Source organism: Pseudomonas sp. URMO17WK12:I6 (genome assembly GCF_003253625.1).
Classification (GTDB): Bacteria; Pseudomonadota; Gammaproteobacteria; order Pseudomonadales; family Pseudomonadaceae; genus Aquipseudomonas.
Window position 1 is genome coordinate 131,587 of the sequence record NZ_QKYZ01000012.1, and the last position, 14,136, is coordinate 145,722.

At 60.9% G+C, this 14,136-nt stretch carries 10 protein-coding genes; 4 read left to right on the forward strand and 6 right to left on the reverse strand.

What is annotated here, in order from left to right; all coding sequences use genetic code 11:
- Positions 1–60: 60 nt before the first annotated feature.
- Positions 61–2,451 (forward strand): diguanylate cyclase, encoded by a 2,391-nt coding sequence (locus F475_RS21360; RefSeq protein ID WP_111454671.1) that lies wholly within the window; start codon positions 61–63, stop codon positions 2,449–2,451.
- A 95-nt stretch (positions 2,452–2,546) separates the two neighbouring features.
- Here the strand turns inward: F475_RS21360 and dacB are convergent, their stop codons facing one another.
- Positions 2,547–4,007 (reverse strand): D-alanyl-D-alanine carboxypeptidase/D-alanyl-D-alanine-endopeptidase, encoded by a 1,461-nt coding sequence (gene dacB / locus F475_RS21365; RefSeq protein ID WP_018925274.1) that lies wholly within the window; start codon positions 4,005–4,007, stop codon positions 2,547–2,549.
- 234 nt (positions 4,008–4,241) lie between these two features.
- Between dacB and F475_RS21370 the strand changes: the two genes are divergently transcribed.
- The gene (locus F475_RS21370) at positions 4,242–4,586 is read left to right on the forward strand and encodes a YggL family protein (RefSeq protein ID WP_018925275.1); all 345 of its coding nucleotides are present in this window, start codon (positions 4,242–4,244) and stop codon (positions 4,584–4,586) included.
- A gap of 37 nt (positions 4,587–4,623) precedes the next feature.
- Here the strand turns inward: F475_RS21370 and F475_RS21375 are convergent, their stop codons facing one another.
- Entirely contained in the window at positions 4,624–5,814 is a 1,191-nt protein-coding gene (locus F475_RS21375) for a benzoate/H(+) symporter BenE family transporter (protein ID WP_111454672.1), read from the reverse strand.
- A gap of 409 nt (positions 5,815–6,223) precedes the next feature.
- On the opposite strand from F475_RS21375, the gene F475_RS21380 reads away from it, so the two are divergent.
- Complete coding sequence (locus tag F475_RS21380) at positions 6,224–6,988, forward strand: GntR family transcriptional regulator (protein ID WP_007941070.1); 765 nt, start codon at positions 6,224–6,226, stop codon at positions 6,986–6,988.
- Positions 6,989–7,078: 90 nt separating this feature from the next.
- On the opposite strand, the gene guaD is transcribed toward F475_RS21380, so the two are convergent.
- From guaD to xdhA, 4 genes are all read right to left on the reverse strand, one after another.
- Positions 7,079–8,383, reverse strand: coding sequence for a guanine deaminase (gene guaD / locus F475_RS21385; protein WP_111454673.1), 1,305 nt, complete (start codon positions 8,381–8,383; stop codon positions 7,079–7,081).
- A gap of 7 nt (positions 8,384–8,390) precedes the next feature.
- Entirely contained in the window at positions 8,391–9,242 is an 852-nt protein-coding gene (gene xdhC, locus F475_RS21390) for a xanthine dehydrogenase accessory protein XdhC (protein ID WP_111454674.1), read from the reverse strand.
- 124 nt (positions 9,243–9,366) lie between these two features.
- Positions 9,367–11,763 (reverse strand): xanthine dehydrogenase molybdopterin binding subunit, encoded by a 2,397-nt coding sequence (gene xdhB / locus F475_RS21395; RefSeq protein WP_111454675.1) that lies wholly within the window; start codon positions 11,761–11,763, stop codon positions 9,367–9,369.
- Positions 11,756–13,210 carry a xanthine dehydrogenase small subunit gene (gene xdhA, locus F475_RS21400; RefSeq protein WP_111454676.1) on the reverse strand — a complete coding sequence of 485 codons (1,455 nt, stop codon included), beginning with the start codon at positions 13,208–13,210 and terminating at the stop codon, positions 11,756–11,758. Before xdhA ends, xdhB begins: the two co-directional genes overlap by 8 nt.
- 266 nt (positions 13,211–13,476) lie before the next feature.
- On the opposite strand from xdhA, the gene F475_RS21405 reads away from it, so the two are divergent.
- Positions 13,477–14,136 carry a GntR family transcriptional regulator gene (locus F475_RS21405; RefSeq protein WP_064619154.1) on the forward strand — a complete coding sequence of 220 codons (660 nt, stop codon included), beginning with the start codon at positions 13,477–13,479 and terminating at the stop codon, positions 14,134–14,136.

Here is a 14,136-nt window from a genome sequence, read left to right on the forward strand (position 1 = left end):
AGCTATAACTCAACTCATGGCCAATGGGCTTTCCGGCACCTGGCGTTATGAGTTGCGTTTATGTCGTTACACGCCGTGCGCCCCAAGATCCTGGGTTTTATCAGCGAAGATGTCTCGGCCTGGCTGGTCGCGCTGCTGGTATTGCTCGTCGGCGGGATTCTTACGGGGTTGCTGGCCTGGGCCACGCTCAATCAGTTTCATCAGCAAATGCGGCAACGTTTCCAACTGCTCGCCAGTGAACGCTACAGCCGTATCGTAGAACGTTTCGAAGATCAGGAGCAGCGCCTTGATGGCCTGCGCCGGTTCTTCGCCAATTCCGAGTCGGTGTCCCGCGAGGAATTCGACGGTTACGCCAAACCTCTTTTGCGGCGCACTCAAGCCTATTCCTGGGCACCACGGGTTTCCCGCGCCGAACGCCCCTTGCTTGAACGCTTCGTGCATGACGAAGGCTTGAGCAATTTCACCTTTCGCGAACTCACCGCCGACGGCCAGTTGCAACCGGCCGCGGAACGGGACGAGTACGTGCCGGTGCTCTATACCCAAACCCAGAGCCGACTGCCCACGCCGCTGGGTTACGACCTGCTGGCCCAGCCCCTGCGCCGTTCGACCCTGGAGCGTGCCGATCGAACTGGCCGCATGGTTGTCTCGCAACCATTGCATCTGGTAGGCATTGAGCCTGCCTATTCACGGGGTGTGTTGCTGGTGGCACCGGTCAGCCGTCAGCAGCTGCCGGGCACCACGCCCGCCGGGTATGTGATGGCGGTGATCAGCATGCGCCAGCTGCTGGCGGACGGGCTGCCGGAAGAGAATCATGATTCTCTCTCGGTGCGCATCCTCGACTTGTCCACCGATGACCAACACGAGGTGCTGTACGAGTCGACCAACCCGGCGGGGGCCAGTGACTTGTCCTCTACGCGCTTGCTGCGCCTGGCCGACCACGATTATCAAGTGGATATGCGCCCCAGTGCAGCGTTCCTGCAAGCCAACCATTCCTCAGTGACCAGCCAGGTGGTGCTGGGTGGTTTACTCAGCTTGTTGCTCAGTGTGTTTCTCTATGTGTTGGTCAGCCAGCGGCAACGGGCGCTGAAAATGGTCGAGCAACGGACCGAGGAACTGCACGCCCGTGAGCAAGAGCTGCGCGGCACGCATGGCCAATTGCGCGGCGTGCTGGATGCTGCGACTCAGGTGGCGATCATCGCCACCGACCTGCGGGGGATCGTCAGCACTTTCAATGCCGGTGCCGAGCACATGCTCGGTTACTCCAGTGCGCAGGCCGTGGGCCACATGACCCTGGAAAACCTGCACCTGCCCCGGGAGCTCGAGGCGCGGTCGGCGGAGCTGAGCGCGCGCTATGGCAAGCCGATTCCGACCTGTCAGGCCATGTTGGTCGAAGGCGGGGAAGAGGGCGGTCATGAAGCCCGGGAGTGGACGCTGGTGCGCCGCGACGGCAGCCATTTGACGGTGAACATGCTGGCGACTCCGGTCCTCGACGAACAAGGCTTGTGGGTCGGGTACTTGGCGATTTGCATCGACATCACCGAGCGCAAGCGCGTCCACGAGGCTCTGGCGGCGCGGGACCTGTTGTTGAAGAAGCTCAGTGCCCATGTGCCCGGCGGGATTTACCAGTTCAAGATGGAGTTCGATGGGCGCTTCAGCATTATCTACGCCAGCGACGGGATGCGCGAGATCTACGAACTCGAATTGGAGGTACTGCTGAGCAATGCCGAAGCGGTGTTCTCGCGGATTCATCCTCAGGACTCGCGCCGGGTCCGCGCGTCGATCCAGGTGTCGGCGGACAACCTCAGCCCCTGGCGCGAAGAGTATCGCGTGCAATTGCCCGAGCGTGGCCTGCGCTGGGTCCGCGGCGAAGCAACGCCGGAGGAACTGCCCGGTGGCGGTGTGCTGTGGCATGGCTACATTTCGGACATTTCCGACCTCAAGCGGGTGGAAGAGGAGTTGCGCGCACTGTCGGTGACCGACTCATTGACCGGGATCTATAACCGCCGCTACTTCCAGGAGCGCCTGACCACCGAAATGGCCCGGGTCGAGCGCGGCGGTGGCGAGTTGTCGGTGATCATGCTCGACATCGACCACTTCAAACGCATCAATGACCAGCACGGCCATGCCGTGGGCGATCGGGTATTGCAGGCGGTGTGTGAGCGTATTGGCCGTCGTCTGCGGCGCACCGATGTGTTCTGTCGCCTGGGGGGCGAAGAGTTCATGGTGCTCTGTCCGGACATCGACGGCGAGCAGGCTCATGTGCTGGCCTTGGAACTGTGGCAAGGGTTGCGCAGTTCGCCGATCGACGAGGTGGGTATCGTTACCGCAAGTTTCGGGATTGCCAGCTGGCGGGCCGGGGAAGGCGCGGATGCGTTGCTGTTGCGGGCGGATTCGGGGGTTTACGCGGCGAAGCAGGCGGGAAGGGATCGGGTTGAGGGGCAGATGAGCTAGGTCTGCATACAGACCCTGTTGGAGATTCTATGTTGCAGGGTTGCCCTGCAACATAGAATCTCCAACATTGGATCTGAGGTGTTCTATGGATCCGGTTACAACACCGATGCCGTGGTCGGCAGCTTCGGCTGGCGATACAGGTCCAGCAGCACCTGATCCAGCACCGAAGACGCGCCAAACGGAGCCTTGTCGTTAAGGATCGCCACCACCGCCCAGGTATTGCCATTGACATCGCGGCTGAAGCCGGAGATGGCACGCACAGTGTTCAGGGTGCCGGTCTTGACGTGGGCTTCACCGGTCATGGCCGTGCGCTTCAGGCGTTTGCGCATGGTGCCGTCGGTGCCGGCAATCGGCATCGAGCTGATGAACTCGGCGGCGTACGGGCTGCGCCAGGCGGCTTGCAGCATCGCGGCCATTTCACGCGCGCTTACCCGTTCGGCGCGGGACAGGCCGGAGCCGTTCTCCATCACCAGGTGCGGTGCGGTGATGCCTTTCTGCGCCAGCCACTGACGCACCACGCGCTGGGCCGCTTTGGCGTCATCACTGTCGGCGTCGGTGCGGAACTTCTGGCCCAGGCTCAGGAACAACTGCTGAGCCATAGTGTTGTTACTGTATTTGTTGATGTCGCGAATGATTTCCGCCAGGTCTGGCGAGTAGGCCCGGGCCAGCACCTTGGCGCTGCTCGGCGTCGGTGCCAGACGATCCTGGCCCTGGATGCTGCCGCCCAGTTCCTTCCAGATCGCGCGCACGGCGCCGGCGGTGTAGGTCGCGTGGTCGAGTAGCGACAAGTAGGTCTGGGAGCTGCAACCTTCGCCCAGCTGGCCGCCGACGGTCACGGTGACGCTGCCATCAGCCTGGGTCACCGGGTTGTAGCGCACGCCCCCGGTGCATTGCTTGGAGTTGAGCGCCTTGACCTGATTGTCGATGCGGATGCTGGCAATCGGCGGCTCGACCGACACCAGGACCTTGCCCGAATCGTTGCGGGCCACGAAACGCAGGGCCTTGAGGTTGACCAGCAGTGCGTCGGGCTTGACCAGGAACGGTTTGTTCTCGTCATTGCCGTCGTCGTTGAACTCGGGCAGTTGCGGCTGCACGAAGAAGCCGCGGTCCAGCACCAGGTCACCGGTGACCTGGGTCACGCCATTGGCGCGCAAGTCGCGCATCAGCAGCCAGAGTTTTTCCATGTTCAGCTTCGGATCGCCGCCACCCTTGAGGTAGAGGTTACCGTTGAGGATGCCACCGCTGAGGGTGCCGTCGGTGTAGAACTCGGTTTTCCACTGATGGTTCGGGCCAAGCATTTCCAGCGCCGCATAGGTGGTGACCAGTTTCATGGTCGAGGCCGGGTTGACCGAAACGTCAGCGTTATAAACGGTTGGGGTGCCCGGGCCATTAAGCGGGATCATCACCAGCGACAAGGCACTGTCCGGCAATTTGCTGGCCTTGAGGGCCTTTTCAACGTTGGGCGACAGGGCGGTGTTGATCGGTGCGGCGGAAACGGGGAGGGCCAGGGGCAGAAGAAGGCTGGCCAGCAGCAATGGACGCAAAGATTTGATCATCTGAAATAAAACCCTACAGCCGAGGGGAAAAAAGACGAGGGCATGGTGATAAATTCCCTCAGCGGTCATGAAAGTGTCGGCATTATGCCCCAAGGTGCAAGGGCTTGTGCCGCACCTTGGTCGACTAATCCGCTATTTTTTTACCGACGGTAGACGTCGCGCCGTTCTGAGGCGGGTAATCGGCGCCTTAAACTGCTAAAGTGCCGCCCGTTATTACTTATGAGGATTGTTCCAATGGCGACTAACCGTTCCCAGCGTCTGCGCAAAAAACTGTGCGTCGATGAATTTCAAGAGCTGGGTTTCGAACTGAACCTGGATTTCAAAGAAGATTTGGCTGATGAAGCCATTGATGCTTTCCTCGACGCGTTCCTGAAAGAAGCCATGGAAGCCAACGGTCTGGGTTATGTGGGCGGCGATGACTTCGGTCTGGTTTGCCTGCAGAAGCGTGGCTCGGTGACCGAAGCACAGCGTGCCGCTGTTGAAGCCTGGCTCAAGGGCCGTAGTGAATTGACCAGCGCTGAAGTCAGCCCGCTGATCGACGTCTGGTACCCGGAAAAGCCGATCAATCCGGTAGCCTGATGTTCAAAAAACGGCGACCCAAGGGTCGCCGTTTTTTTCAGGCCTTGCGCCAATTCAGAATCACCAGCGTCAACACCCCCGCGACAATCCCCCAGAACGCCGAACCGATGGAAAACAGCGTCAGCCCCGATGCCGTCACCATAAAGGTAATCAGCGCCGCTTCCCGTTCCTGCACTTGCGCCATGGCAATGCTCAGCCCGTTGATGATTGAGCCGAACAGCGCCAGCGCGGCAATCGACAGCACCAGTTCTTTAGGCAACGCGGCAAACAACGCCGCCAGTGTCGCGCCGAACACTCCGGCAATCCCGTAGAAAATCCCGCACCAGACCGCTGCCGTGTAGCGCTTGTTGCGATCCTCATGGGCGTGCGGCCCGGTGCAGATCGCTGCGCTGATGGCGGCCAGGTTGATGCCGTGGGAGCCGAACGGTGCCAACAGCAGCGAGGCAATCCCAGTGGTGGTGATCAGCGGCGAGGCCGGGACGTTGTAGCCGTCGGCGCGCAAAACGGCGATGCCCGGCATGTTCTGCGAGGTCATCGCCACCACGAACAGCGGGATGCCGATGCTGATGGTCGCGGCCAGGGAGAAATGCGGCGTGGTCCAGACCGGCGTCGCGACTTCCAGGTGAAAGCCACTGAAATCCAGCAACCCCATGAAACCGGCCAGCGCGGTGCCGATCAACAGTGCCGCAAGCACGGCGTAGCGTGGCGACAGGCGCTTGACCAGCAGATACGTGAAGAACATCCCCAGGACCAGCGCGGTGCGGTGCTGGGCGGCGACGAAAATCTCGCTGCCGATCTTGAACAGAATCCCCGCCAGCAACGCCGCCGCCAACGAGGCCGGAATCTTTTTCACCAGCCGTTCGAAACTGCCCGTCAGGCCGCACACGGTCACCAACACTGCGCAAGTAATGTAGGCGCCGATGGCCTCGCCGTAGCTGACACCGCCCAGGCTGGTGATCAGCAACGCCGCGCCGGGGGTCGACCAGGCAATGGTAATCGGGGTGCGATAGCGCAAGGACAGGCCGATCGAGCACACCGCCATGCCGATGGAGATCGCCCAGATCCACGACGAAATCTGCCCGCTGCTCAGGCCCGCCGCTTGGCCTGCCTGGAACATCAGCACCAGCGAACTGGTGTAACCGGTCATCATGGCGACGAACCCGGCGACGATGGCCGAGGGCGACGTGTCGGTCAGGGGACGAAGCTGCGTGTGCGTGGCGTCGGTCATGACAGCGGTGTTCCTTGTTTTATAGAAATAATCAACTCCGGGGAGCTTTTGTGGCGAGGGAGCTTGCTCCCGCTGGGCTGCGAAGCGGCCCCCCAAACAATCCAATGCGCTCAGATAGATGAAGCGCGTTAGCAGCATCAACGACGGCTTCGCCGCCGAGCGGGAGCAAGCTCCCTCGCCACAATGGTCTCTTCACTTCAGTTCCCGCCCACAGGTTTGCGCGTTCAAGCCTAAACTGAAACGTAACCGGGCGTTGCGATACAGCAAAGGCGACAAACAGCCGTACAGTCGTGTTGCCACCCGCCATTGTGTACAATTGCAGTGTTTTTTACGCGATACTTGCCAGTGACCCACTGTGCCGTATTACAGTCACGGTCAATTCGCCGCAGTTCTCCCGACTCGAGTGCCCATGAACGAACAGTTGCAACCCCTCAAGAAACAACCGCGAGCAGGCAAAGCCGGCCGCAGCGGTACCCAGGACGATATTGTCTACGCGCATATCTTCGAGGCCATCCTCGAACAGCGTCTGGCGCCCGGCACCAAGTTGAGCGAAGAAGCGCTGGGGGAAATTTTCGGGGTCAGCCGCACCATCATTCGCCGCGCGCTGTCGCGTCTGGCCCATGAAGGCGTGGTGTTGCTGCGTCCGAATCGCGGCGCTGTCGTCGCCAGCCCGAGTGTTGAAGAGGCCCGTCAGGTGTTCATGGCGCGGCGTCTGGTGGAGCGGGCGATCACTGAATTGGCGGTGCAGCACGCCACTGCCGAGCAGATTGCCGACTTGCGGCAGATGGTCAACGACGAGCGCGACAGCTTCTCCCGTGGCGATCGCGGTGCCGGTATTCGTCTGTCGGGCGAGTTTCACTTGAAACTGGCCGAGGCGGCGAAGAACGCGCCGCTGATCAGCTTCCAGCGCAGCCTGGTGTCCCAGACATCGCTGATCATCGCCCAGTATGAGAGCGGCAACCGTTCCCACTGTTCCTACGATGAACACACCCAGCTGATCGACGCCATCGAAGCGCGGGACGCGACGCTGGCGGTGGATTTGATGATGCATCACATGGACCACATCGACAGCAAACTCAACCTCGACGAAGAAAGTGCGTCGGATGATTTGCATGCGGTGTTCTCGCATCTGTTGCAGACCAAGAAACCGGGGCGCTCGACTGCCAAGCTATAAATCGGGCCGAGTCGCGATAGCGGTCTGACAGGCGACAAAAAAATCCCCCGCAATCAATGAATGCGGGGGATTTTTTATGCCCGAAAAACCTTAACGCTGATGCACCAGATTCCCCGCCGCGTACGTCTGCAGCACAGTCCGATCATCCCCCAGCGTCATCAACACAAACAACGTCTCGGCTATGTTATTGGCCTGCTTCAGGCGATAGCTCAGCAGCGGCGTCGCGTTGTAGTCCAGCACCAGGAAGTCCGCGTCGGTGCCCGGTTGCAGGGTGCCGATCTTGTCTTCCAGGCGCAGCGCGCGGGCACCGCCGAGGGTGGCGAGGTAAAGCGACTTGAACGGGCTCAGCCGTGCGCCTTGCAGCTGCATGACCTTGTACGCTTCGTTCAGGGTTTGCAGCAGCGAGAAACTGGTGCCGCCGCCGACGTCTGTGCCCAGTCCGACATTCAGTTTGTGCTTCTCGGCCATCGGCAGGTTGAACAAGCCGCTGCCGAGGAAGAAGTTCGAGGTCGGGCAGAACGCAATCGCCGATCCGGTCTGCGCCAGGCGCGCGCATTCGTCGTCGCACAGGTGCACGCCGTGGGCGAACACCGAGCGCTCGCCGAGCAGTTGGTAGTGATCGTAGACGTCCAGGTAGCCCTTGCGCTCCGGGAACAGTTCCTTGACCCACTCGACTTCCTTGAGATTTTCGCTGATGTGGGTCTGCATGTACAGATCCGGGTATTCGCTGAGCAACTGGCCGGCGAGGGTCAGTTGCTCCGGGGTGCTGGTCGGGGCGAAGCGCGGGGTGACGGCGTAATGCAGGCGGCCCTTGCCGTGCCAGCGTTCGATCAGCGCCTTGCTTTCGACGTAGCTCGATTCGGCAGTGTCAGTCAGGTAGTCCGGCGCGTTGCGATCCATCATCACCTTGCCGGCGATCATCCGCAGATCCAGTTGCTCGGCAGCCTCGAAAAACGAGTTCACCGATTGCGGATGCACGCTGCCGAAGACCAGGGCGGTGGTGGTGCCGTTGCGCAGCAGTTCCTTGATGAAAATATCCGCCACTTCGTCAGCGTGAGCCTTGTCGGCGAACTGGCTTTCGCACGGGAAAGTGTAGGTGTTCAGCCAGTCCAGCAGTTGCTCGCCGTAGGCGCCGACCATGCCGGTTTGCGGCAGGTGAATGTGGGTATCGATGAAGCCGGGGGTGATCAGTGCGTCCTGATAATGGGTGATCTCGATGTCGGCCGGCAGCGTTGGCAGCAATTCGCTGGCGTGGCCGATGGCGTTGATCTGGCCGTTCTCGACCACCAGCAGGCCGTCTTCGAAATACTCATACGAGGCTTCGATACCCACTTCGGCAGGGTCGGCGATGCTGTGCAGAATGGCGGCGCGGTAGGCTTTGCGAGTTAGAGGCATGGGGTTCTCAATTTTGGTTCAAAGCTTGGCTGCGGCGTGAAGCAGGCAGCAGTTTGGCGATCGATGATCCGGCGCTGGCGGTGTGCTGGCCGAAATTCGCGTTATAGGTGGCGATGATTTCGCCGGCGATGGAGATGGCGATTTCCACAGGTAACTTGCCTTTGACTTCGCCCAGCCCCATCGGGCAGCGCATGCGTTGCAGCACGGCGCTGTCGAAACCACGATCACGCAGGCGGTGTTCGAACTTCACCCGTTTGGTCTTCGAACCGATCAGGCCGAAGTAGGCGAAGTCATTGCGCTTGAGGATCGCGGCGGTGAGTTCGAGGTCGAGCTGGTGGTTGTGAGTCATGACAATGCAGTAGCTGCCAGCGGGCAGGTCATCGACTTCATCCAGCGGTTCTTCGGTGACGATTTTGCGCACACCGTGGGGGATCTGTTCGGGGAATTCGGCTTCCCGCGAATCGATCCAGCGCACCCGGCAGGGCAGGCTGGCGAGCAGCGGCACCAGCGCCCGACCGACGTGTCCGGCGCCGAATACAGCAATCTGCGCTTGCACCTGGCCCATCGGTTCGAACAGCAGCACGGTCACGCCGCCGCAGCACTGGCCCAGGCTGGCGCCGAGGCTGAAGCGCTCCAGATGGGTGTCTTGCCGGCCGCTGGCAAGCATCTCGCGGCCGATCTGCATGGCCTTGTATTCCAGATGCCCGCCACCAATGGTGTCGAATGTTTGCGTGGCGCTGATGACCATCTTCGAGCCGGCATTGCGCGGCGTCGAGCCGAGCTCTTCGATGATGGTCACCAACACACAGGGTTCACCCCGGTTTTGCAGGTCGGCGAGGGCGTCGATCCAGTTATACATGTTCACCTCTCAAGATCGTTCCCACGCTCGGCGTGGGAATGCATCTCTGGACGCTCCGCGTCCGCTGTTCACAATGCGACGCAGAGCGTCGCGGGCTGTATTCCCACGCAGAGCGTGGGAACGATCAAACCACTACTTCCGACTCAGTTTCGACGGCCTTCACCGCCTTCAACTGACGCATCTGCTCACAGCCCCACAACACCCGCTCTGGCGTCGCCGGCGCGTCGATTTTCGGTTGATGCCGGTAGTCGCCCAAACTCGCCACGGCGTCCTTGATCGCGCACCAGACGGCGATGCCAAGCATGAACGGCGGCTCACCCACAGCCTTGGAATGGAACACCGTGTCTTCCGGGTTCTTGCGGTTTTCCACCAGTTTCACCCGCAGGTCCAACGGCATGTCCGCCACGGCCGGGATCTTGTAGCTGGCCGGGCCGTTGGTCATCAGTTTGCCTTTGTCGTTCCACACCAGTTCTTCCATGGTCAGCCAGCCCATGCCCTGGATGAAGCCGCCCTCGACCTGACCGATGTCGATGGCCGGGTTCAGCGAGGCGCCGACGTCGTGGAGGATGTCGGTACGCAGCATCTTGTACTCGCCAGTCAGGGTGTCGACGATCACCTCGGCGCAGGCCGCGCCGAAGGCGTAGTAGTAGAATGGCCGACCGCGAGCCTGACTGCGGTCGTAGTAGATTTTCGGAGTCTTGTAGAAGCCAGTGCTCGACAACGACACCTGGGCGAAATACGCCTGCTGGATCAGCGCTTCGAACGTCAGGATGTGATCGCGAACCCGCACATGACCGTTGTGGAATTCCACGTCTTCTTCGCTGACCTTGTATTGTCGCGCGGCAAATTCCACCAGGCGTTTCTTGATGATTTCCGCGGCATTCTGTGCGGCTTTACCGTTGAGGTCGGCGCCGCTGGAAGCGGCGGTCGGCGAGGTGTTCGGCACTTTGTCGGTGTTGGTCGCGGTGATCTGCACCCGGTCCATTTCCACCTGGAATACTTCAGCCACCACTTGTGCAACCTTGGTGTTGAGGCCTTGGCCCATCTCGGTGCCGCCGTGGTTCAGGTGGATGCTGCCGTCGGTGTAGACATGCACCAACGCACCGGCCTGGTTGAGGAAGCTGGCGGTGAAGGAAATACCGAATTTCACCGAGGTCAGCGCCAGGCCTTTTTTCAGGATCGGGCTGTTGGCGTTGTAACGACGAATCGCTTCGCGGCGCTCGGCGTACTGGCTGCTGGCTTCCAGTTCGGCGGTCATTTCCTCGAGCATGTTGTGCTCGACGGTCTGGTAGTAATGGGTGACGTTGCGCTCGGTCTTGCCGTAGTAGTTGGCCTTGCGCACCGCCAGCGGATCGAGGCCCAGATGGCGGGCGATGGCGTCCATCACTTCTTCGATCGCAACCATGCCTTGCGGGCCACCAAAGCCACGGTAAGCGGTGTTCGATGCGGTGTTGGTCTTGCAGCGGTGACCATTGATGGTCGCATCGCCCAGGTAGTACGAGTTGTCGGCATGGAACATCGCACGGTCGACAATCGAGGCCGACAAATCCGGCGAGCAACCGCAGTTACCGGCCAGCTCCAGGGCGATACCGTGCAGGCGGCCGGTGCTGTCGAAGCCCACGTCGTACTCGACGTAGAACGGGTGACGCTTGCCGGTCATCAGCATGTCTTCGACACGCGGCAGGCGCATTTTGGTGGGTTGACCGGTCAGGTGCGCGATCACCGCGCACAGGCACGCCGGGCTTGCCGCCTGGGTTTCCTTGCCGCCGAAACCACCGCCCATGCGGCGCATGTCGACGACGATTTTGTTCATCGACACGTCCAGCACTTCCGCCACCAGTTTCTGCACTTCGGTGGGGTTCTGGGTCGAGCAGTAAACGATCATCCCGCCGTCTTCAGTCGGCATCACCGAAGAGATCTGGGTTTCCAGATAAAAGTGTTCCTGGCCGCCGATGTGCAGCGTGCCCTGGATGCGATGCTCGGCAGTGGCCAAGGCATTGGCCGAATCGCCGCGCTGGTGGGTATGGCTGTCGAGCACGAAATGGCGTTTGCGCAGGGCTTCGACCACGTCCAGAACCGGTTCGAGGTCTTCGTATACGATGATCGCTGCCATCGCGGCTTTGCGCGCGGTTTCCAGGTCTTTCGCGGCGACGGCGAGAACCGGTTGGCCGACGAACTGCACATCATCGATGGCCAGCAGCGGATCGCCCGGCAACAGCGGGCCGATGTCTTTCAGGCCTGGCACGTCTTCGTGGGTGATGGCGATGCGCACGCCTTCAAAGGCGTAGCAGGGCTGGGTGTCGATGCTGATGATTTTCGCGTGGGCGCGGTCCGACAGCCGTGCATAAACGTGCAGCTGATTGGGGAATTCCAGCCGATCGTCGATGTACTGCGCTTCACCGGACACATGCTTGGCGGCGCTGTCGTGCTTGACGCTGCGGCCGACGCCGGTGGTCAGGTCCTTGGCGAACAATTCAGCCAGTTCGGCTTGGGTCTTCTCTACGGCGTGATGATTAGACATAAGCGGTCACCCGAGTCTCGATGTGCGGTGTTTGCAGTTCGATGAAGTATTTGCGCAGCAGGTTCTGCGCGCTGAGCAGGCGGTATTCCTTGCTGGCGCGGAAGTCCGAGAGCGGTGTGAAATCTTCGGCCAGTGCGGCGCAGGCGCGTTCAATGGTGGCGTTGTTGAACGGTGCGCCAACCAGCGCGGCTTCGCAGTTTTTCGCACGTTTCGGGATGGCCGCCATGCCGCCGAAAGCAATGCGGGCGTCGGCGACTACGCCATTGTCGATGCGCAGGTTGAATGCTGCGCAGACTGCGGAAATGTCGTCGTCCAGACGCTTTGACACCTTGTAGGCGCGGAACAGTTGTTCAGCGCTGGCGCGGGGCACGATGATCTTCTCGATGAACTCGCTTTCCTGGCGCGCGGTGACCCGGTAATCGATGAAGTAATCTTCCAGGGCCAGGGTGCGGCGAGTCTCGCCTTTGCACAGCACGATCTGCGCGCCAAGGGCGATCAGCAGCGGTGGCGAGTCACCGATCGGCGAGGCGTTGCCGATATTGCCGCCGAGGGTGCCCTGGTTGCGAATCTGCAACGAAGCGAAGCGCTGCAGCAATTCGCCGAAGTCCGGGTACTCGGCCTTCAAAGCGTCGTAACAGTCGGAGAGGGCGGTGGCGGCGCCGATTTCCAGGCGATCGTCGAAGCGCTCGATGCGCTTCATTTCGGCGACGTTGCCGACGTAGATCATCACCGGCAAGGTGCGGTGGAATTGCGTGACTTCCAGCGCCAGGTCGGTACCGCCGGCCAGCAGGCGGGCCTGTGGATAAGCGTCGTAGAGGTCGGCCAGATCGGCCACGGTCAACGGCACCAGGCAGCGTTTGTCGCCACTATTGAGTTCACCGATGTCGGTGGGGGCGATGGCTTTCAGGCGAGCGATGGTTTGCGCTTCGCGAGCATCGAACTGGTCCGGTTGCTTGTTGCAGCAGGATTGCTCGGCGGCGGCCAGGATCGGCCGATAACCGGTGCAGCGGCAGAGGTTGCCGGCCAGCGCTTCATGGGCCTTGTGGGAGTCCGGTTGATCGCTGTTCTTTTGCAGGGCGAACAACGACATGACAAAGCCCGGGGTGCAGAAGCCGCACTGCGAGCCGTGGCACTCGACCATGGCTTTTTGCACGCTGTGCAGTTGGCCTTGGTGCTTGAGGTCTTCGACGCTGATCAGTTGCTTGCCGTGCAGCGACGAAACAAAGGTCAGGCACGAGTTGAGGCTGCGATAGCGAATGTGTTCGCGGCCATCGTCATCCGTCTGCAGCTCGCCGACCACCACAGTGCACGCGCCACAGTCACCGCTGGCGCAGCCTTCTTTGGTGCCGGGTTTGCCCACATGTTCGCGCAAGTAATTGAGCACAGTCAGGTTCGGGTCCAGGGCGTGCTCGCTACGGAGTTCCTGGTTGAGTAAAAACTGGATCACGGATGGCCTCGCAAACTCATTATTGTTGTTAACCGACATGAGCCGAATTTATCAGGTCTGACTTTCCGGTCAATGATTTTCTGACTTAAAGGTCAGGAAATGGCATTTTGTCGATCAACGACTCGTTCCTTCATTATTGACCCTCACGGGATAGCCTGCTTTTTGCTTGAATCGTGCCAAAAACCGCTGGGTGGGCACTCCGCCATGACCCCTCAATTGCGCTACACTGCGCCGCTTGTGCAGATCGAAGAGTTTGAAGGACAACCATGACGTTCAAGGCGCCGGACAGCCTCGCCGAGCAAATCGCTCACCACCTCGCCGAACGTATCATTCGCGGCGAAATGAAGCCGGGGGAGCGCATCCAGGAGCAGAAGGTCACGCTGGCCCTCAATGTCAGCCGCGGTTCAGTCCGTGAGGCCTTGCTGATCCTCGAGCGCCGCCACTTGATCGCGATTTTACCGCGACGTGGCGCCCACGTGACTGAACTGACGGCGCACAAGGTGCAGAGCCTGTGCACGCTGATGAGCGAGTTGTACATATTGCTCGGCAATGCCGTGGCCAGCGGTTGGCAAGTCCAGGCCGACATGGCGCCATTCCTGCAGATCCAGCAGCGCCTGACCGCCAGCTACGAACGGCAGGATATCCGCACGTTCGTCGACGACAGCTTCAGCGTGATGCGTGCCGCGTATCCGTTCGCCAACAACCCGTACTTGCAAGAAACCGTCGAGAATCTGCAGCCGGCCATGAGCCGTGCGTATTTCCTGGCGTTGGAGCAGCGCAAGGCCTCGATGAGCGAGTTCCTGGAACTGTTCGAACGCCTGCTGGCCGCCGTGCTGGCCCGTGACTTTGCGCAGATCCGCGTGGTGCTGACGGCGTATGCCCAGCGCAGTTGCGATCTGGTGGTTTCTGCCTTGACGGTCGCTTAA